Origin of the sequence: Arthrobacter sp. A2-55 (assembly GCF_025548615.1) — a bacterium.
Lineage (GTDB): Bacteria > Actinomycetota > Actinomycetes > Actinomycetales > Micrococcaceae > Specibacter > Specibacter silviterrae.
Map to the genome: position 1 here is coordinate 42,335 of NZ_JAJLOZ010000005.1, position 20,287 is coordinate 62,621.

The following is a 20,287-nucleotide window of genomic DNA, read 5'->3' on the forward strand; positions in this document are numbered from 1 at the left end:
AATCTAACAGTAGGGGAGGCGGGGAAAATTCCGCGACATCAGGGGTGTGCGGTCGAAATATGGGACCCAATAATTTGGCGTTGGGCGTCCCCGCTGTGGGCCGCGGAACATTCATAGTTGCGCATTTGCCCGCAGTGGGGTAGACACGTGGGGCACTTTGCCTGTAGTGTAGTTCTTTGCGTATCCCTCTTAACCTTCAGCCTTCATATAGCGGTGGGCTTTGCTTAGGACAAGAGTTGGAACAACGCGCATCTTGGGTAGATTCAACTCCCATGATGGGTGTTTTTGCAACTTCTTGACCAGCGTTCGCCTTGGTTTGATGACCAAGCGGCGAATCGGGTGAGGGTTCACAAGAACAAGCCTGCAGGTCTGTGGAAGGATCCCTCTTGGTCGCCTCGAGCACCTCTAATGTAAATAACGCTGCAACCGCTATCGATTCAAACAGCACGGACGGTGCTAAGAGTCGCCTCTCATTCGCAAAGATTCACGAGCCGCTTGACGTGCCGAATCTGCTTGCACTCCAGACCGAGAGCTTTGACTGGCTCGTCGGCAACGGGCGCTGGCAGGACCGCATGCAGACAGCCGTTGATGCCGGCGATGACAGTGTGGCCGTAACCTCCGGATTGGCTGACATCTTCGAAGAGATCTCCCCGATTGAGGACTTCCAGGGCACCATGTCCCTGTCCTTCACGGAACCGGAGTTCGCCGACCCCAAGTTCACCGTTGACGAATGCAAGGACCGCGACGCCACGTACGCCGCCCCCCTGTATGTCAAGGCTGAATTCATGAACAACCTCACGGGTGAAATCAAGCAGCAGACCGTGTTCATGGGCGATTTCCCGCTCATGACCGACAAGGGCACCTTTGTCATCAACGGCACCGAGCGTGTTGTTGTGTCCCAGCTGGTCCGTTCCCCGGGCGCATACTTTGAGCGCACCGCAGACAAGACCAGCGACAAGGAAATCTTCACCGCCAAGATCATCCCTTCACGTGGTGCCTGGTTTGAGCTGGAGATTGACAAGCGCGACCAGGTCGGCGTGCGCCTTGACCGCAAGCGCAAGCAGTCCGTCACCGTGCTGCTGAAGGCCCTTGGCTGGACCGAAGGCCAGATCCTGGAGGAGTTCGGCGAGTTCGACTCCATCCGTGCCACGCTGGAAAAGGATGCCACCACCGGCCGCGAGGACGCGCTCCTGGACATCTACCGCAAGCTGCGCCCGGGCGAGCCGCCCACCGTTGACGCCGCAGACGCACTGCTGCACAACCTGTACTTCAACGCCAAGCGCTACGACCTGGCCAAGGTTGGCCGTTACAAGATCAACCGCAAGCTCGGCATCGACCTGCCCCTGAGCAGCCCGGACGCCTCCGTGCTGAGCGTGGATGACATCGTCGCCATGATCAAGTACCTGGTGACCCTGCACGCCGGCGGCAAGACCACCAAGGGCAAGCGCGACGGCGCCGAAGTTGACCTGCGCGTTGACGTCGACGACATCGACCACTTCGGCAACCGCCGCATCCGCGCGGTGGGCGAGCTCATCGAGAACCAGGTCCGCACGGGCCTGTCCCGCATGGAGCGCGTGGTGCGCGAGCGCATGACCACCCAGGATGTTGAGGCCATCACGCCCCAGACGCTGATCAACATCCGCCCGGTTGTCGCCGCGATCAAGGAGTTCTTCGGAACGTCGCAGCTGTCGCAGTTCATGGACCAGAACAACCCGCTGGCCGGCCTGACGCACAAGCGCCGCCTGTCCGCGCTGGGCCCGGGCGGTTTGTCCCGCGACCGTGCCGGCATGGAAGTCCGTGACGTCCACCCGTCGCACTACGGCCGCATGTGCCCCATTGAAACCCCTGAAGGCCCGAACATTGGTTTGATCGGTTCGCTGGCTTCCTACGGGCGCATCAACCCCTTCGGTTTCATCGAAACCCCCTACCGCCGCGTCAAGGACGGCATCGTCACCGACCAGGTGGACTACCTGACGGCCGACGACGAGGTTGATGTTGTCATCGCCCAGGCCAACGCGCCGCTGGACGACGACAACCACTTCACCGAGGAATCCGTCCTGGTCCGCCAGCGTGGCGGTGGCGGCGAGCCCGTGCTGATCCCGGCCGACGAGGTCGAGTACATGGACGTCTCCCCGCGCCAGATGGTGTCGGTGGCCACGGCCCTGATCCCGTTCCTGGAGCACGACGACGCCAACCGCGCCCTCATGGGTGCGAACATGCAGCGCCAGGCCGTGCCGCTGGTCCAGTCCGAGGCCCCCTTCGTAGGCACCGGCATGGAGCGCGCCACGGCAGTTGACGCCGGTGACGTGGTCATCGCCAAGAAGGCCGGTGTGGTCTCCGAGGTCTCCGCCGACATCGTTGTGATGTTGAACGACGACGGCACGGAAACCAACTACCCGATCGCCAAGTACCAGCGCTCCAACCAGGGCACGGCCTACAACCAGCGCGTCCTGGCCTCCGAGGGCCAGCGCCTGGAAGTTGGCGGCATCATCGCCGACGGTCCCGCAACGGACATGGGCGAGCTCGCCCTGGGCAAGAACCTCCTGGTCGCCTTCATGTCGTGGGAAGGGCACAACTACGAGGATGCCATCATCCTGTCGCAGCGCATTGTTGCCGAAGACGTGCTTTCCTCCATCCACATTGAAGAGCACGAGATCGACGCCCGCGACACCAAGCTTGGTGCCGAGGAAATCACCCGGGACATCCCGAACGTTTCCGAGGAAATCCTGGCCGGCCTGGACGAGCGCGGCATCATCCACATTGGTGCCGAGGTTGAAGCCGGCGACATCCTGGTTGGGAAGGTCACCCCGAAGGGCGAAACCGAACTGACCCCGGAAGAGCGCCTGCTGCGTGCCATCTTCGGCGAGAAGAGCCGCGAAGTCCGCGACACCTCGCTGAAGGTTCCCCACGGCGAGTCCGGCACAGTCATCGGGGTGCGCGTCTTTGACCGCGACTCCGACGACGACCTGCCTCCCGGAGTGAACCAGCTGGTCCGCGTCTACGTGGCCAACAAGCGCAAGATCACCGACGGTGACAAGCTTGCCGGCCGCCACGGCAACAAGGGTGTCATCTCCAAGATCCTGCCGATCGAGGACATGCCCTTCCTTGCCGACGGCACGCCCGTCGACATCGTCCTGAACCCCCTGGGTGTTCCCGGCCGCATGAACGTCGGACAGGTCCTGGAGATCCACCTGGGCTGGGCCGCCAAGAACGGCTGGAAGATCGAAGGCGAGCCGGACTGGGTGCAGAAGCTGCCCAACCTGCCGCGCGAGATCGGCCAGACCAAGGTTGCCACCCCGGTGTTCGACGGCGCCCGCGACACGGAGATCACCGGCCTGCTGGACTCCACCAACGTCACCCGCGACGGTGTGCGCCTGGTGGATGCCTCCGGCAAGACCCTCCTGTTTGACGGCCGCTCCGGCGAGCCGTTCCCGGACCCGGTTTCTGTGGGCTACATGTACATCCTGAAACTCCACCACCTGGTGGACGACAAGATCCACGCCCGTTCCACCGGCCCCTACTCCATGATCACCCAGCAGCCCCTGGGCGGTAAGGCGCAGTTCGGCGGACAGCGCTTCGGTGAAATGGAAGTGTGGGCCTTGGAGGCCTACGGCGCGGCGTACACGCTGCAGGAACTGCTCACGATCAAGTCTGATGACATCCACGGCCGCGTCAAGGTGTACGAGGCCATTGTCAAGGGCGAGAACATCCCGGAGCCGGGCATTCCGGAGTCCTTCAAGGTGCTCATCAAGGAAATGCAGTCGCTGTGCCTGAACGTGGAAGTCCTTTCCACCGACGGCACCACGATTGAAATGCGTGACTCGGATGAAGAAGTCTTCCGGGCCGCGGAGGAGCTGGGCATCGACCTGTCACGGGCCGAGCCGAACTCTGTCGAAGAAGTTTAGTAAGGCTCGACGGCGGCAGCGAGCTGCGCCGCCGTCGAACCTTCACTTCCTCCCGTACCCGACACAGACATTCAGACTTTAGAGAATTAGAGAGAACAGGACCCATATGTCCAGCGAATCCTCCTTCGGCCTCATGCAGATCGGCCTGGCCACCGCGGAAGACATCCGCGATTGGTCGCACGGCGAAGTCAAGAAGCCGGAAACCATCAACTACCGCACGCTCAAGCCCGAGAAGGACGGCCTCTTCTGCGAGAAGATCTTTGGCCCGTCCCGCGACTGGGAATGCTACTGCGGCAAGTACAAGCGCGTGCGCTTCAAGGGCATCATTTGTGAGCGCTGTGGTGTTGAAGTCACCCGCGCCAAGGTGCGCCGCGAGCGCATGGGCCACATTGAGCTGGCCGCCCCCGTCACGCACATCTGGTACTTCAAGGGCGTCCCGTCACGACTGGGCTACCTGCTGGACCTGGCGCCGAAGGACCTCGAAAAGGTCATTTACTTCGCCGCCTACATGATCACCAGCGTCGACGACGAGGCACGCCACGCCGAATTGCCGAACCTCCAGACCGAGCATGACCTGGAGAAGAAGCGCATGGTCGACACGCGCGACTCCGACATTGCCACGATCGCCCGCGACCTTGAGGGCGAATTGCAGCGCCTGGAAGGTGAAGGCGCCAAGGCTGCCGAGAAGAAGAAGGCCCGCGACTCCGCGGACCGCCAGATGGCCAATGTGCGCAAGCGCGCGGATGCCGACATCGACCGCCTCGAGCAGGTTTGGGACCGTTTCAAGGGCCTGAAGGTTGCCGACCTCGAAGGCGACGAAGCGCTGTACCGCGAACTGCGTGACCGCTACGGCATGTTCTTCGAAGGCTCCATGGGTGCCGAGGCCATCAAGAAGCGCCTCGAGACCTTTGACATGGCCGGCGAAGCCGAGATCCTGCGCGACATCATCCAGAACGGCAAGGGCCAGCGCAAGACGCGTGCCCTCAAGCGCCTGAAGGTTGTCAACGCGTTCCTGACCACCAACAACAGCCCCCTGGGCATGGTGCTGGATGCCGTTCCGGTGATCCCGCCGGAACTGCGCCCCATGGTGCAGCTCGACGGCGGCCGCTTTGCGACGTCGGACTTGAACGACCTGTACCGCCGCGTGATCAACCGCAACAACCGTCTCAAGCGCCTGCTTGACCTGGGTGCCCCGGAGATCATTGTCAACAACGAGAAGCGGATGCTTCAGGAAGCCGTTGACTCGCTGTTCGACAACGGCCGCCGCGGCCGTCCGGTCACCGGGCCCGGCAACCGCCCGCTGAAGTCGCTCTCCGACATGCTCAAGGGCAAGCAGGGGCGTTTCCGCCAGAACCTCCTCGGCAAGCGCGTTGACTACTCCGGCCGTTCGGTCATTGTTGTCGGCCCGCAGCTGAAGCTGCACCAGTGTGGTCTGCCCAAGCAGATGGCGCTGGAGCTCTTCAAGCCCTTCGTGATGAAGCGCCTGGTTGACTTGAACCACGCGCAGAACATCAAGAGCGCCAAGCGGATGGTGGAGCGTTTCCGCCCCCAGGTGTGGGATGTGCTCGAAGAGATCATCACCGAGCACCCGGTGCTGCTCAACCGTGCACCAACCCTGCACCGCCTGGGCATCCAGGCGTTCGAGCCGCAGCTTGTTGAAGGCAAGGCCATCCAGCTTCACCCGCTGGTTTGTGGCGCCTTCAACGCTGACTTCGACGGTGACCAGATGGCAGTGCACCTGCCGCTGAGCCCCGAGGCCCAGGCTGAGGCACGCATCCTGATGCTGTCCAGCAACAACATCCTGAAGCCGTCGGATGGCCGCCCGGTCACCCTGCCCTCGCAGGATATGATCATCGGCCTGTACCACCTGACCACCAAGCGTGTGGGTTCGGCGGGCGAAGGCAGGGTCTTCTCGACCCCCGCCGAGGCCATCATGGCGCACGACGCCGGCCAGCTGCACTTGAACTCGCAGGTCAAGATCCGCCTGACGAACTTTGTGCCAAACGCGGAATGGGAAGCACCGGAGGGATGGGAGCCCGGCCAGCCGGCCATCGTTGCCACCTCGCTGGGCCAGGTCATCTTCAACGAGACCCTGCCTGCCGACTACCCGTGGGTTGAGAAGGTTGCCGATAAGGGCCAGCTCTCCGAGATCGTCAACGACCTCGCCGAGCGCTACCCCAAGGTGGTCGTGGCGGCAACGCTGGACAACCTGAAGGATGCCGGTTTCTACTGGGCAACCCGATCAGGGATCACCGTTGCCATCTCGGACATCAAGGTGCCCGAGTCGAAGCCGGCCATCCTGGAAGGATACGAAGTCAAGGCTGCCAAGGTGCAGGCCCAGTTCGACAAGGGCCTCATCGCCGATGAGGAACGCCGCCAGGACCTGATTGACATCTGGAACCAGGCAACGAACGAAATCGCCGAGGCAATGCGTGCATCCTTCGCCGCGTCCAACACCATTAACCGGATGGTTTCCTCCGGCGCCCGTGGTAACTGGATGCAGGTTCGCCAGATTGCCGGTATCCGCGGCCTGGTGGCAAACCCGAAGGGTGAAATTATCCCCCGCCCGATCAAGTCCTCCTACCGTGAGGGCCTGTCGGTCTTGGAATACTTCATCGCCACGCACGGTGCCCGCAAGGGTCTGGCCGATACGGCCCTCCGTACGGCCAACTCGGGTTACCTGACCCGCCGCCTGGTGGACGTTTCGCAGGATGTCATTGTTCGTGAAGACGACTGTGGCACCGAGCGCGGCCTGACCCTGCCCATCGCGGTTGTGACCGAAGATGGCGAGATCAAGCTGCACGAGGAAGTCGAGAACAGCGTGTACGCGCGCACCTTGGCTGCCGACGTCGTTGACGCGAGCGGCACTGTGCTGGCCACGGCGGGCGACGACGTCGGGGACGTCCTCATTGCGAAGCTGTTCGCGGCGGGCATTGCCGACATCAAGGTCCGCTCCGTGCTCACGTGTGAGTCCACGGTGGGAACCTGTGCACTGTGCTACGGCCGTTCGCTGGCCACCGGCAAGACGGTCGACATTGGTGAGGCCGTGGGCATCATCGCCGCACAGTCCATTGGTGAGCCCGGCACGCAGCTGACCATGCGTACCTTCCACACCGGTGGTGCTGTTTCGGCCAGCCGTGGCGAGGACATCACCCAGGGCCTGCCCCGTATCCAGGAGCTCTTCGAGGCCCGCACCCCCAAGGGTGTGGCCCCGATCGCGGAGGCTGCCGGACGCATCAACATTGATGAGTCCGAACGCACCATGCGACTGATCCTGACCCCGGACGACGGCACCGAAGAGATCGCCTACCCGGTCCTGCGCCGTGCCCGCCTGCTGGTTGCAGACGGCGAGCACGTGGTGGTTGGCCAGAAGCTGATCGTCGGCGCTGTCGACCCGAAGCAGGTGCTGCGCATCCTCGGCCCGCGAGCTGCCCAGAAGCACCTCGTGGAGGAAGTCCAGGGCGTGTACCGCAGCCAGGGCGTGGGCATCCACGACAAGCACGTGGAAGTCATCGTCCGCCAGATGCTGCGCCGCGTCACTGTCATCGAGTCCGGAGACTCCAACCTGCTGCCCGGCGAGCTCGCCGAGCGCGGCCGCTTCGAGACGGAAAACCGTCGCGTCGTGTCCGAGGGCAAGAAGCCGGCATCCGGGCGCAACGAGCTCATGGGCATCACCAAGGCCTCGCTCGCCACCGAGTCCTGGCTCTCCGCCGCTTCCTTCCAGGAAACCACCCGCGTCCTGACGCAGGCGGCCATGGAAGGCAAGTCGGACCCGCTGCTGGGCCTGAAGGAGAACGTCATCATCGGTAAGCTGATCCCGGCTGGTACGGGTCTGCCGCGCTACACCAACGTCACGGTGGAGCCGACCGAAGAGGCCAAGGCCAACCTGTTCACCGGTCCGAGCGCGTTCAGCGACTTTGACTACGTGGGCGGCGTGGGAGACCTTGGGGCGGAGTTCCGCGCCATCCCGTTGGATGACTACGATCTCGGCACCAACTTCTCCGGCTAACACCTGAAAGTTCGACGGCGGTGAGTCACCTGTGAAAGGTGGGTCACCGCCGTCGTGCTTTAAGCCCGGGGGCTACCGGGCGTAGCCGCCTGCCTTCCACGCCTCCCAGTCCCAGGAAGACAGGAACTTTTGTCCGCTGGCCAGCCCTGTTGTGAACATGGCTTCCTTGTCTGCCGGGGTCAGGTGGAAGTCGGTGGCCCGGTAGTTGGTGGTGTCGACGAAGATGGTCCGGGCGACCGCTTGCGGGTCGTTGACGTAGCCGCGGTCGTGGGCGCCCATCATGGTGCTCAGCAGCGACTTGGCCAGCTGGATGTTGCTGTTGTCCGGTGCCCAGTCCTCGGTGCGGATGCTTGTCTGCCCGGACAGCTTGACGCCGAGTGTGGGCCAGCGGGACGGGCGGCCGTCATGCCTGTCGAAGATGGCCATGGGGAAGTTGGAGAGCAGTCCGCCGTCGGCACAGACTATGTGGTCGTGCCCGGTCACGGAGGTGTTGGCCGGCATTTTCCAGGGCCGGAAGAAGAACGGAATGGAGGCCGAGGCCCGGATGGCGTCCGCCACGGAAGTCTTGTCGGGGTCAAGGCCCAGCAATTCCTCATAGTCCCACGGAAGGCGCAGCATGAGGCCGCGGGAAACATCGGAGACAATGACCACCAGCTTGTAGCGGTGTGCCGGCGGAAGGGCGCTGCCGGGGTCATCTTCCTTCAGGTCGGCCCAGGTATAGACGCCCTGCCCGGCCAGTGTCTCCGAGATCCAGTCGTGCAGGAAGCCGCCGGTGAACAGCCCCTCGTGGAACAGCAGCCCGGCGGATTCGCCCAGGCCGGGCAGGTGGGCCAGGAATCCCGACTCGTCCTCAAAGCGGGCAAAGTCAAGGCCGTCCATGACTGCCTTGACCTGGGCAACGGACATGCCGGAGGCCAACAGGCCCGCCACGATGGCGCCGGCGGAGGTGCCGGCCACCCGGTGAATCGAGTAGGGATCGGTGTGTTCGGCCAGGGCCGACACCGCGCCCACCAGCCCGGACCCCTTGACTCCGCCGCCCTCAAGAACCAAATCTGCATCTGCCATGACGCACCTGCCATTCGCCTGTTGTCCGCTCCACATGGGGGTGCTGCAGGTGGGAGACCGGCCAAGGTGCGGCGTGGAGTACCTTTGAGATTGCGCGCACCTGGCGGCCCTGTCAAGGCTTCAGCATCCCCGGATTTCAGGGCCGTGCCCAAGGCGTGGTAACGTAGGGGTAATTGTTAGTGTGGCAGTGGATAAGAGCGCCCGTTTCCCATGGTTGTCCAGGGGATGCGGTTCGCGGGTCCGGGTTGTACGGTTCTTGTACAGCGAATGCCACATTTTTGCATGCCTAGGCGCTGTGAAGTCGCCAAGTCTGCGACTACCAGTAAACAGCTTTTCCCGGTGAATGCGTTTTTGCGTTTGGCAGGACAGGCAACACGAGAAGACTCTCGAGAAAACAACGGAGAACACGAAAGTGCCTACGATTAACCAGCTGGTCCGAAAGGGCCGGACACCCAAGGTCACCAAGACCAAGGCTCCCGCATTGAAGGGCAGCCCCATGCGTCGCGGCGTCTGCACGCGCGTTTACACCACCACCCCGAAGAAGCCGAACTCGGCACTGCGCAAGGTTGCCCGCGTGCGCCTCAACGGCGGCGTTGAAGTTACCGCCTACATCCCCGGTGTAGGCCACAACCTTCAGGAGCACTCCATCGTGCTCGTCCGCGGAGGCCGTGTCAAGGACCTTCCCGGTGTTCGTTACAAGATCGTCCGCGGCGCATTGGATACCCAGGGCGTCAAGAACCGCAAGCAGGCCCGCAGCCGCTACGGTGCAAAGATGGAGAAGAAGTAATATGCCTCGCAAGGGTCCGGCCCCCAAGCGGCCGCTAGTTGTAGATCCCGTATACGGCTCCCCGTTGGTCACCCAGCTGATCAACAAGGTCCTGATTGACGGCAAGAAGTCCACTGCAGAGCGCATCGTCTACGGTGCCCTCGAAGGTGTGCGTGAGAAGACCGGTGCTGATCCCGTGGTTGCCTTGAAGAAGGCCATGGAGAACATCAAGCCGAGCCTTGAGGTCAAGTCCCGCCGTGTTGGTGGCGCCACCTACCAGGTTCCGGTTGAGGTCAAGCCCGGCCGCCAGACCGCCCTGGCCCTTCGCTGGCTGGTTGGCTACTCAAAGGCCCGCCGCGAAAAGACCATGACCGAGCGCCTGCGCAACGAAGTTCTGGATGCCTCCAACGGCCTTGGTGCTGCTGTCAAGCGTCGCGAAGACACCCACAAGATGGCCGAGTCCAACAAGGCCTTCGCCCATTACCGCTGGTAACTAGAGCCTTCGGGGTTTCCGGCGGCTACAAACCGCCCGGAGACCTGCTAGCTCATCTCTAGAAAAGGGAGAGAACGTGGCACAGGACGTGCTTACCGACCTTAACAAGGTCCGCAACATCGGCATCATGGCCCACATTGATGCCGGCAAGACGACGACGACCGAGCGCATCCTGTTTTACACGGGTGTGAACCACAAGATCGGCGAAACCCACGACGGTGCTTCGACGACCGACTGGATGGAACAGGAAAAGGAACGCGGCATCACCATCACGTCTGCCGCCGTGACCTGCTTCTGGAACAAGAACCAGATCAACATCATTGACACCCCTGGCCACGTTGACTTCACGGTGGAAGTTGAGCGCTCCCTGCGTGTTCTCGACGGCGCCGTTGCTGTCTTTGACGGCAAGGAAGGCGTGGAGCCGCAGTCCGAGACTGTTTGGCGCCAGGCCGACAAGTACAACGTTCCGCGCATCTGCTTCGTCAACAAGATGGACAAGCTCGGTGCCGACTTCTACTTCACCGTTGACACCATCATCAACCGCTTGGGTGCCAAGCCCTTGGTCATGCAGCTGCCGATCGGTGTCGAGAGCGAGTTCATTGGCGTTGTCGACCTGCTGACGATGAAGGCATTCGTCTGGGCCGGCGACTCCAAGGGCGACGTCACCATGGGTGCCGCCTACGAAGTCCAGGAGATCCCCGCGGATCTGCAGGAGAAGGCTGAAGAGTACCGCGCTGCCCTCGTTGAGGCTGCAGCCGAGTCCTCCGAAGAACTGATGGAAAAGTACCTCGAGGGCATCGAGCCTTCCATTGAGGAACTGAAGGCCGGCATCCGCCACCTGACCGTCAACTCCGAGATCTACCCGGTGTTCTGTGGTTCTGCATTCAAGAACCGCGGTGTTCAGCCGATGCTCGATGCTGTCATCGACTACCTGCCGAACCCCTTGGACGTTGGCGCCATGGTCGGTCACGACCCCCGCGACGAGTCCATCGAGATCAAGCGCGAACCGAACGAGACGGAGCCGTTCTCGGCTCTTGCCTTCAAGATCGCAACGCACCCGTTCTTCGGCCAGTTGAACTTCATCCGCGTGTACTCCGGTCGGGTAACCTCCGGTACGCAGCTGCTGAACTCCACGAAGCAGAAGAAGGAGCGCATCGGCAAGCTCTTCCAGATGCACGCCAACAAGGAAATGCCGGTTGACGAGATCCACGCAGGTCACATCTACGCGGTGATCGGCCTCAAGGACACCACCACCGGTGACACCCTGTGCGATCCGGCGAACCCGATCGTGCTCGAGTCGATGACCTTCCCCGAGCCCGTGATCTTCGTCGCCATCGAGCCGAAGACCAAGGGTGACCAGGAGAAGCTGTCCACGGCCATCCAGAAGCTCTCCGCTGAGGACCCGACGTTCACCGTCAACCTCAACGAGGACACCGGCCAGACCGAAATTGGCGGCATGGGTGAGCTCCACCTGGATATTCTGGTGGACCGCATGCGTCGCGAATTCAATGTTGAAGCCAACGTTGGCAAGCCGCAGGTCGCGTACCGCGAAACCATCAAGCGTGCCGTTGCCAAGCATGACTACACGCACAAGAAGCAGACCGGTGGTTCAGGTCAGTTCGCCAAGATCCAGATCGCCATTGAGCCCCTGGATACTGCCGAAGGCGCAATGTACGAGTTTGTCAACAAGGTCACCGGTGGCCGTGTTCCCCGTGAATACATCCCCAGCGTTGACCAGGGCGTCCAGTCCGCACTGCCTGACGGCGTGCTGGCCGGCTACCCGATGGTTGGCATCAAGGCCACGCTGCTTGACGGCGCGTCCCACGATGTTGACTCTTCGGAAATGGCCTTCAAGATCGCCGGTCGCATGGCGTTCAAGGAAGCCGCCCGCCTGGCCAACCCGGTTCTGCTCGAACCGTTGATGGAAGTTGAAGTCCGCACCCCTGAGGAATACATGGGTGAAGTTATCGGTGACATCAACTCCCGTCGCGGCCAGATGCAGTCCATGGAGGACGCAAGCGGTGTCAAGGTCATCAAGGCCCTTGTTCCCTTGTCCGGCATGTTCGGTTACATCGGTGACCTGCGGTCCAAGACCCAGGGTCGTGCCGTGTACTCGATGAAGTTCGACAGCTACTCTGAGGTCCCGAAGGCTGTAGCCGACGAGATCATCCAGAAGGCCCGCGGCGAATAACCGCACTTTTGCACGGGGTCCGTTCGGCACTTTATGCTGAGACGGACCCCGCGCAGGCAGTAATTTCTTAAATATCAAAAGCCCCCAGTAGACTTACTTTCGATTTCGGCGGCGAAAAGCGCCGCTGAGAGTATGTCAACTGAAAACGTTCTAGGAGGAACCCGTGGCGAAGGCAAAGTTCGAGCGGACTAAGCCGCACGTTAACATCGGCACCATCGGTCACGTTGACCATGGTAAGACCACGTTGACGGCTGCCATTTCCAAGGTACTGTACGACAAGTACCCCACACTCAACGAGCAGCGTGATTTCAGCTCCATCGACTCGGCCCCCGAGGAGAAGCAGCGCGGCATCACGATCAACATCTCTCACGTTGAGTACCAGACCGAGAAGCGCCACTACGCACACGTAGACGCCCCCGGACACGCTGACTACATCAAGAACATGATCACCGGTGCTGCGCAGATGGACGGCGCAATCCTGGTGGTTGCTGCGACTGACGGCCCCATGGCCCAGACCCGCGAGCACGTTCTGCTTGCTCGCCAGGTTGGCGTTCCCTACCTCCTGGTTGCACTCAACAAGTCCGACATGGTTGACGACGAAGAACTCCTCGACCTGGTCGAAATGGAAGTTCGCGAGCTCCTCTCCTCACAGGGCTTCGACGGCGACGAGGCTCCGGTTGTCCGCGTCTCCGGGCTGAAGGCACTCGAAGGCGACCCCAAGTGGGTCAAGTCCGTTGAGGACCTGATGGACGCAGTGGACAACCACGTTCCGGACCCGATCCGCGACAAGGACAAGCCGTTCCTGATGCCCGTTGAAGATGTCTTCACGATCACCGGCCGTGGCACCGTTGTTACGGGCCGCGCCGAGCGTGGAACCCTCAAGATCAACTCCGAAATTGAGATCGTCGGCATCCGTCCGGTCCAGAAGACCACGGTTACCGGTATCGAAATGTTCCACAAGCAGCTCGACGAGGCTTGGGCCGGCGAGAACTGTGGCTTGCTGCTCCGCGGCATCAAGCGCGAAGACGTAGAGCGCGGCCAGGTCATCGTGAAGCCGGGTTCCATCACCCCGCACACGAACTTCGAAGGCAACGTCTACATCCTGGCCAAGGATGAGGGTGGGCGTCACAACCCGTTCTACTCCAACTACCGCCCGCAGTTCTACTTCCGCACCACGGATGTTACCGGCGTTATCACCCTGCCTGAGGGCACGGAAATGGTCATGCCTGGCGACAACACCGAAATGACCGTTGAGCTGATCCAGCCCATCGCCATGGAAGAAGGCCTCGGCTTCGCCATCCGCGAAGGTGGCCGCACCGTTGGTTCAGGTCGCGTTACCAAGATCATCAAGTAGCATCTGACTACTGGGATCAACCAAGGGAAGGTCCCCGGCTTCGGCCGGGGGCCTTCCTTTTTTCGGTACGCCCAGCATGGGCATTTGCTTGGAGGTGAAAGTCCTCTGGAGGAGAAGGTGGTTTAACTTCTAGCTGATGGCAACTGCGTCACCGTGAGGTGGGGTGGGGAGGAAGCCGGAGGCAAAGCCCTGCACCGAGGGACACGAACCGCATAGAAGGCATGCTGGTTGGGGTAAGTCGGCCGAAGACGGTGAAGCCCGTTCCACCGAAACGGCCAGTGTGTAAATGCGGCGGCGGCAGGGGGAAAGTAAATGTTCTTATCTGGGGAGGTCTGTCCTAGTGCGCCATCCTGCAACTTGGGGTGGAGCGGTGCGGCTCTAAGGGTCGTCACTGATGGGGCAGAAGTCAGCCGAGGCCATAGTACCCACCGGGATCTGCTGGGTGGTGGGGAAGGGCTGAACGTTGGGAATTGATGGTTTGAAGCGGTATTTCTCGTGACTCATTGTCATCGCAGTAAATCCATGAGGAGTGGAGCAGATGGTTTGTTGGAGGTACCGGTGAATCCGGGAGGGCCCCTGTCTGTGCGTAGTAGTGAGATTCCGGCGGGTATCGGGGATGACGTCAGGGACCAGCAGGATCTTTGGGAGAAGGTTTTCTCCCGGCAGAACCTGATGGTCGCGTTGAAACGTGTTGAGCGTAATCGTGGTGCTGCCGGTGTTGACGGGTTGGGTACGGATGAACTCCGTGCCTGGTGCCTGGAACATTGGGTGCAGGTCCGGGAAGCGTTGGATGCGGGTACTTATGCTCCGTTGCCGGGGCGTCAGGTGATGATTCCAAAGCCTGACGGCGGGGAGCGGATGCTGGGGGTGCCGTCCGTGCTGGATCGGTTGATTCAGCAGGCAATCGCGCAAGTCCTGTCCCCGGTCTTTGATCCGGGGTTCGTGCCGGTCTCGTATGGGTTCCGGCCGGGCAGGAGCGCCCATGATGCCGTGAAGGTCGCCCAAACGGTGATCGGACAGGGGTATCGGTGGGTTGTTGAGGTTGACCTAGATGCGTTCTTTGACCGGGTGAACCATGACGTGCTCATGGCCAGGGTTGCACGGAAAGTGAAAGACAAGCGGGTCCTGAAATTGGTTCGTCGCTATCTTGAAGCGGGGATCATGGCCGACGGTGTGCGGAGGGAAACAACGGAGGGCACCCCTCAGGGGTCGCCCCTGTCTCCGTTGCTTTCGAACATCATGCTGGATGACTTTGACCAGGTGTTCTGGGATCGTGGGCACCGTTTCGCTAGGTACGCCGATGACATCAGAATCTTTGTGAAGTCGAAAAGGGCCGCGCAACGGGTGCTGGTACAGGCGACGAAAGTCCTTGAATCAGACCTGAAATTGAGGGTGAACCGGGAGAAATCCGTGATCAATCCGGCAAGTGTTGCAACGTTGCTGGGTTTCGGGTTCTACTCCACCAAGGCCGGGGTCAAGATCCGGATCGCTGCGAAGGCGTTCAAACGCATGAAGGCGCGGATCAAGGCGCTGACCTCGCGGAAGTGGAGTGTCTCCATGGAATACCGCATCGAGCAATTGAACCGCTACGTTCGGGGGTGGATGGGCTACTTCCGGCTGTCACAGACACCGGGAAAGTTCTCCGACCTTGATCAGTGGTTCAGGCGCCGGATGCGCCAAATCCTGTGGAAGCAATGGAAACGGATACGTACCCGTATCGCACAGATGCAACGCCTCGGGGTACGGCCGGATCTGGCTTACCAATGGGGCATGAGCAGCAGGGCCTACTGGCGTATAGCTGCGTCCCCAGTGCTGGCACGGGCGCTGCCCAACCAATACTGGGTGGATGTTGGCCTCATTCTCTTTCGCGATGCATGGGATCGTTTTCAACGACCTAGCGAACCGCCGTATGCGAGGCCCGCACGTACGGTGGTGTGAGAGGAGGGGCGGGAAACCCGCCCCTCCTACTCGATTGTCTTCGCTGTCCCCCACGGGTGGCAGCTGGAACGTTATCCACAATTGATGGATTTACTATCCCCTGTCGTCTCAACTTGGCCTAGGCTGGAATTCGCCGCCAGTTCGCCCGCCAGCTAAGGATGAAGATGGGAAACTCCCAGCCTCCGCCGTTTCCTCCCGCAGTGCCCTGGGCTCAGCAGCTTGATGGTGCCTACCAGCAGGGGTTTCGCGACGGACACCTTGCCGGCTGGCACGACGCCGTGGCAGGGGGTGCTGCAGGCGCGGCGGCGGGGAATTCGGGAGCCGTGGGCGCTTCCGCATCGCCGCCTGCAGCTGTGCCGGCAGAACCCGTTTCATCTCCTGTGCAGCACCCCGGCCCTTCGCAGTGGCTCGGCGGGCCGGCTGTGCCGGCGGCTCCATTCGCCCACTTTGGGCCCGCGGTTGTTCAGCGGGCGCCAGCCGCGGGTCCCGGCGCCACCCTGAGTGCCCCGCCGGCGCCCCCTCAGCCGCTGGATCCTGCGGAGCTTGCCCGGAGGAAGGCGCGGCGCGAAGCCCAGAACATCAACATCACCCTTTACATTGCGAGCATGCTGCTGGTTGCCGCCTCCGCCCTGTTCGTGGCCAGCGCAGCGCCGGTGCCTGTGCGCCTCATCGGCGTCTGGCTTGTCACCGGCCTGCTGTATGGGGCCGGGCTGCTGCTCCATGGTGCCGTTGACCGGCTGAGGCCCGCGGCCCTGGCATTTGCCGGAACCGGACTGGCGATTGTGCCGTTCGCCGGGCTCGCCACCTTCAGCCTTGGCTTCCCGGATGCACCCGCCGTCTGGCTGGCAACGTCGCTGATCGGCACCATTGCCTACGTTGTGGCTGCCGTCAGGCTTTCGAGCCGCCTGGTTGTGTACCTCTCGATGGCCTTCCTGCTGTCCACCGCCTGGTCGTCCGTGGCGGTTCTGGGAGCTGCGCTGGCCTGGTATTTCACGGCCCTGGTCATCTTTTCCGCCGTACTGTTGCTGGCCGGACACCTTCTTCACCGGCGCGAGGTCCGCCCGGACGGACGGCCCAGCCTGTTCGCCCGGCCGTTGGCGGAGCTGGGACCCTGGTTTGCCCCAGTTGGGCTCGTTGCTTCGCTATTGTTCGCGCTGCAGCTCAACGCAGCCGACCATGCCATGGTGCTTGCATCCGGTGTGATCTTCTACGCGGTGATGGCATGGCTGGATGTTCCAGGGCCCCGTCGGTGGAATTTCCTCGGCCTGCAACTTTCGCTCGCATTGGCGGCGCCCTTCGCGGGCTGGATGGTGGGCGAATCCATGGCTTGGTCAGCCGGCTCCATGACGGTGGTGCTGTCCGTCCAGGCAGTGGCGCTGGCTTTCACCCGCACCGCGATGGGCAGCTGGCTGCGCAGTCCGCTGTGGGTGGACAGGGACGTCTTCATTGCCGTTTCCGCGGTGGCCGTGGCAGCAGTGCCATGGTCATATGGACTGGTTCCCGGTGCTGACGGTTCGGGGGATGGGCATGGAGCCCCGCCGTTCCCATCGTCGTGGGGCTGGCCACCGGAATGGCAGTCGTTCCGGCGTTCCTGCCGAAAGGGGAGTGGCTGCCGCTCCCGGCTGTGGGTGCGGCCATCGTGGCGGCCTCCTTCCTCAGCGCCGAAGCCTGGACGGTGGTGCTGGCCGTGGTCCTGGCCTACCTGGTGTTTCGGCTGCTAACCAGCAGCACACCCCTGCTGCGCCGGTTCATGGCGGCAGCGGCAAGGTTTGCCGCCACAGCGCTGGCAGCTTCAGCCCTGGCCGCCTGGATTCCGGCGCAACCGGTGAAACTGGCCGCAATTCTTGCCGTGACGGCCGTCATTTCCGCCGGCCAGCTATTGGTGGACACCTTGATGGGGCGGATCGGCGTCCCCAACCCGGTGACCGACTGGTCGGGCCGCGCCTGGGCTGCCGTGGGCCTGGCGATGGCCCTGGCCCTCGCCAACCTCCACATGATCCAGGAATTCGGTGGAGGCCACCCCACGGATTCTGCCGTGGATCCTGCCTTTGCCCTGGCCGCGGCGGCCCTGACCGCAGCGGCATGCTCCATTCATTTGCCATGCTGCCGCGCATGGGGCCCTATGTTGCCGCGGAACTGGTCGCTCCCAGCGTCCTGTTGGTTGGGGCCCTCAGCGCAGAGTCTGTTTTCGGGGCCCCTGGCGCTGCTGCCGGCTGGGGCCTTTTGGTGCTTTTCCTGGCGGCCATGGGCCTGCGCCTTCGATTGCGTCAGGACCGCATGCACCGGTGGATCTATTGGTGGGGTGCCCGGGCGGCCTCCTTGATGGCTGCCGCAGCCTTGTACCGGACATGGGCAGCACACGTGTCCGGGCCGGCGTTCGGGGGCGGTCCGGTAACGATCGGGCAGGTCGTCCTCGTGGCACTGGTGCCGCAACTTCTTATTCTGGCTTGGGCCCACTGGCACGGATACGGCCCCCGGGGACTGTCCGTGGACATGCTGGCCACGCTGTGCCTGACAGTGCTGGCAGCCGGGCTGGGGGCGATGGATGGCCAGGACGGTTCATGGCCGGAGATCACGGCCGTTGCACTGGTGGTGGCCGCTGTGGCTGTGCTGGGGCACGTCGTGGCCGTGCGGCCCGACGGCGCACTGGCTGTGGCGTGGGCTTCGTCGGGCGCCATGTCCCTTGTCGCACTGTTCCACGTGGGGGACAGGCGCACGCTCGAAGCCGCCCTGGCCCTGATTGTGGTGGCTGCCGCAAGCTGCGCAGCCCGGGCGGTCCAGGCCACCCTGCGCGGAGCACATTTCCTGCTGGCCAGAATTGCCGCCACCATCCTGGCCGGTGTGCTCGTCACTGAATTCACCAAGAGTCCCGCCGTGCTGAGCCTGGCCATGGCGGCCATCCTGCTGCTGCAGTGGATTGCGCAGTGGGTGGCGATGCGCAGCACCTTCGCTGCCGGGGGAGAACCGCACATTCTGCGCTCCAGCGTGTGGCTGCTGCTGGCTGCACAGGCGGCCTTGCCCCTGACATACCTCCTGGAGGCCGGGGGACTGGGCGCCCCCGCCGGACACCGTTGGGTGGTGGTCCTGGAACTGGGACTGCTGGCGGGAACGTCCGTCGTGGCCCGGCAGGTGTTCCGCGCCCGCGGTGCATCCTACCTGGCCATCGCCGCCGTCGTGGGCGCCTCCGCCACCGTTGCTCCGGTGCTTTGGCCGGGTGCCACTGCCCTGATGCTGACGGGGCTGAGCGCAGCTGCCGTCGCTTGGCGGTGCGTCCACACCCCGCGGAAAGCGGAATTCCGCTGGTACTGGGCGGCCGCCGTGGCAGCCTTCCTCCTGACGGCAGGCGCAGTGGACAGTGGCGCAGGGGTGGGGATCTTTGCCATCGTCTGGCTGGTGGCAGGTCTGGCACTTATATCCGGTGCCCAGCTGGAGCGACTGCCGTGGATGGCTCTTCCGGGTGCTCTTGCGGTCCTTTGGGCAGGGGTGCTGGTCCAGGCCCAGGTCTTTGACCTGACAGGACGGGCAGGGCTTTCCGCCCTGGCCGGGTTTGTGCTGGTCGTGGGGGCCCTCTACCTGGTCCGCCTGGTGTTGTGGGACCTGGTGCCGGCGTCGCCCAAACAACTTTGGAGCATTGTTGGCGTGGCGCTTGGTGGGGGTGTGCTGTTCTCGCTCGAGTCCATGGTCGATTCGGATGTCGTACTGGTTGGCGCCGCCGCCTTCACCGGCGTCGCAGCGTTGGCCTGCGTCGAGTCGCCTCCCCGCTGGCGGCCCCACGTTGTTGACGCAGCCGTGCTGGCGTCCGCGCTGGCCTGGTTCAGGGCAAGCTCGGTGCATGTCGACCTGGGACTGTTCTGGTTTGTGGAGTGGGTGGCACTCGCCCTGGGTGCCCTCGCGGTGCTTCGCTTTGCGGGGAAACGCGTGGAGCATGGACGCTATCTGCTGATTGCCTCGGCGTCCTTTGCCAGCCTGGCCGGGCTCCTGACAGTCTTCAGCGGTAACACCCTGCAACAACTGCTGTCGCTACTGCTGTTCGTGGCACTGCTGGTGGGCGGCCTGGCGCTGGGGGAGCGCATCTTCACGGTCTGGGGTGCCATCGGGGTGGCAACAACAGTCCTGTGGTACCTCCGGGGGTACACCTACGTATTACTGGCCCTTTTGGCCCTGGGACTCATAGCCCTTGCAGTGTGGCGGCTGAACCGGAAGAAGCCGTCGGAAGGTGCAGCCCAGCCCCGACAGGCACAGGAACTGCCGTGACATTCCCCACAGCAACAGCCGGCGGGCGCCCGCTGCGGCCGCGCAGCGCCGCCGGCTGCAGGATCCGGACGCGTCGGCCGGGGCCGACCCCGACTCCCCGGTTGGCAATTGTGGGCATATTCCGGCATACTTATTGAGTTGTTCAAGTGCCTTTTCGCGTCCCGGTCGAGATAATGCTCGATGCAGGGTCCAAGCTGAGGACCAAACATAACCCACCCTCGCAAGTTTTGCGGGTACGTGCGTGGCTTGTCCGCGACACGCCCGACCGCGGGGGTCGGAGCTTCGGCGGATTGAGGAACCCGGAACTGTCCG

Annotated in this window: 11 protein-coding genes; 9 read left to right on the forward strand and 2 right to left on the reverse strand. The window is 62.9% G+C overall.

What is annotated here, in order from left to right:
- Positions 1-386 precede the first annotated feature (386 nt).
- Both rpoB and LPN03_RS02680 read left to right on the forward strand, forming a co-directional pair.
- The gene (gene rpoB, locus LPN03_RS02675; protein WP_165182464.1) at positions 387-3,905 is read left to right on the forward strand and encodes a DNA-directed RNA polymerase subunit beta; all 3,519 of its coding nucleotides are present in this window, start codon (positions 387-389) and stop codon (positions 3,903-3,905) included.
- A 106-nt stretch (positions 3,906-4,011) separates the two neighbouring features.
- Positions 4,012-7,914 carry a DNA-directed RNA polymerase subunit beta' gene (locus LPN03_RS02680; RefSeq protein ID WP_262453026.1) on the forward strand — a complete coding sequence of 1,301 codons (3,903 nt, stop codon included), beginning with the start codon at positions 4,012-4,014 and terminating at the stop codon, positions 7,912-7,914.
- 72 nt (positions 7,915-7,986) lie between these two features.
- Here the strand turns inward: LPN03_RS02680 and LPN03_RS02685 are convergent, their stop codons facing one another.
- A complete protein-coding gene (locus LPN03_RS02685; protein ID WP_262453027.1) occupies positions 7,987-8,979 on the reverse strand; it encodes a patatin-like phospholipase family protein in 993 nt (330 codons plus the stop codon).
- Positions 8,980-9,391: 412 nt separating this feature from the next.
- Here LPN03_RS02685 and rpsL point away from each other — a divergent pair, with 412 nt between their 5' ends.
- The 6 genes from rpsL to LPN03_RS02715 all read left to right on the forward strand — a co-directional run bounded on the left by rpsL (position 9,392) and on the right by LPN03_RS02715 (position 17,442).
- The gene (rpsL, locus tag LPN03_RS02690; RefSeq protein ID WP_038464715.1) at positions 9,392-9,766 is read left to right on the forward strand and encodes a 30S ribosomal protein S12; all 375 of its coding nucleotides are present in this window, start codon (positions 9,392-9,394) and stop codon (positions 9,764-9,766) included.
- A gap of 1 nt (position 9,767) precedes the next feature.
- A complete protein-coding gene (rpsG, locus tag LPN03_RS02695; protein ID WP_165182461.1) occupies positions 9,768-10,238 on the forward strand; it encodes a 30S ribosomal protein S7 in 471 nt (156 codons plus the stop codon).
- Positions 10,239-10,314: 76 nt separating this feature from the next.
- On the forward strand, positions 10,315-12,429 hold the full coding sequence (fusA, locus tag LPN03_RS02700; protein ID WP_165182460.1) for an elongation factor G: 2,115 nt from the start codon (positions 10,315-10,317) through the stop codon (positions 12,427-12,429).
- 163 nt (positions 12,430-12,592) lie between these two features.
- The gene (tuf, locus tag LPN03_RS02705; RefSeq protein WP_165182459.1) at positions 12,593-13,783 is read left to right on the forward strand and encodes an elongation factor Tu; all 1,191 of its coding nucleotides are present in this window, start codon (positions 12,593-12,595) and stop codon (positions 13,781-13,783) included.
- 582 nt (positions 13,784-14,365) lie between these two features.
- Positions 14,366-15,721 carry a group II intron reverse transcriptase/maturase gene (gene ltrA / locus LPN03_RS02710; protein ID WP_262453032.1) on the forward strand — a complete coding sequence of 452 codons (1,356 nt, stop codon included), beginning with the start codon at positions 14,366-14,368 and terminating at the stop codon, positions 15,719-15,721.
- Between the two features lie 164 nt (positions 15,722-15,885).
- The gene (locus tag LPN03_RS02715; protein ID WP_262453033.1) at positions 15,886-17,442 is read left to right on the forward strand and encodes a hypothetical protein; all 1,557 of its coding nucleotides are present in this window, start codon (positions 15,886-15,888) and stop codon (positions 17,440-17,442) included.
- On the opposite strand, the gene LPN03_RS02720 is transcribed toward LPN03_RS02715, so the two are convergent.
- On the reverse strand, positions 17,420-17,812 hold the full coding sequence (locus tag LPN03_RS02720) for a hypothetical protein (RefSeq protein WP_262453034.1): 393 nt from the start codon (positions 17,810-17,812) through the stop codon (positions 17,420-17,422). The genes LPN03_RS02715 and LPN03_RS02720 overlap by 23 nt on opposite strands.
- On the opposite strand from LPN03_RS02720, the gene LPN03_RS02725 reads away from it, so the two are divergent.
- Entirely contained in the window at positions 17,804-19,975 is a 2,172-nt protein-coding gene (locus LPN03_RS02725; protein WP_262453035.1) for a hypothetical protein, read from the forward strand. The two genes, LPN03_RS02720 and LPN03_RS02725, sit on opposite strands and share 9 nt — an antisense overlap.
- Positions 19,976-20,287 lie beyond the last annotated feature (312 nt).

Coding starts and splice junctions, on each gene's coding strand:
- LPN03_RS02680 (WP_262453026.1), top strand. CDS start 4,012: ATGTCCAGCGAATCCTCCTTCGGCCTCATGCAGATCGGCCTGGCCACC.
- LPN03_RS02685 (WP_262453027.1), bottom strand. CDS start 8,979: ATGGCAGATGCAGATTTGGTTCTTGAGGGCGGCGGAGTCAAGGGGTCC.
- rpsG (WP_165182461.1), top strand. CDS start 9,768: ATGCCTCGCAAGGGTCCGGCCCCCAAGCGGCCGCTAGTTGTAGATCCC.
- LPN03_RS02715 (WP_262453033.1), top strand. CDS start 15,886: ATGGGAAACTCCCAGCCTCCGCCGTTTCCTCCCGCAGTGCCCTGGGCT.
- LPN03_RS02725 (WP_262453035.1), top strand. CDS start 17,804: ATGCTCCATTCATTTGCCATGCTGCCGCGCATGGGGCCCTATGTTGCC.
- LPN03_RS02720 (WP_262453034.1), bottom strand. CDS start 17,812: ATGGAGCATGCCGCTGCGGTCAGGGCCGCCGCGGCCAGGGCAAAGGCA.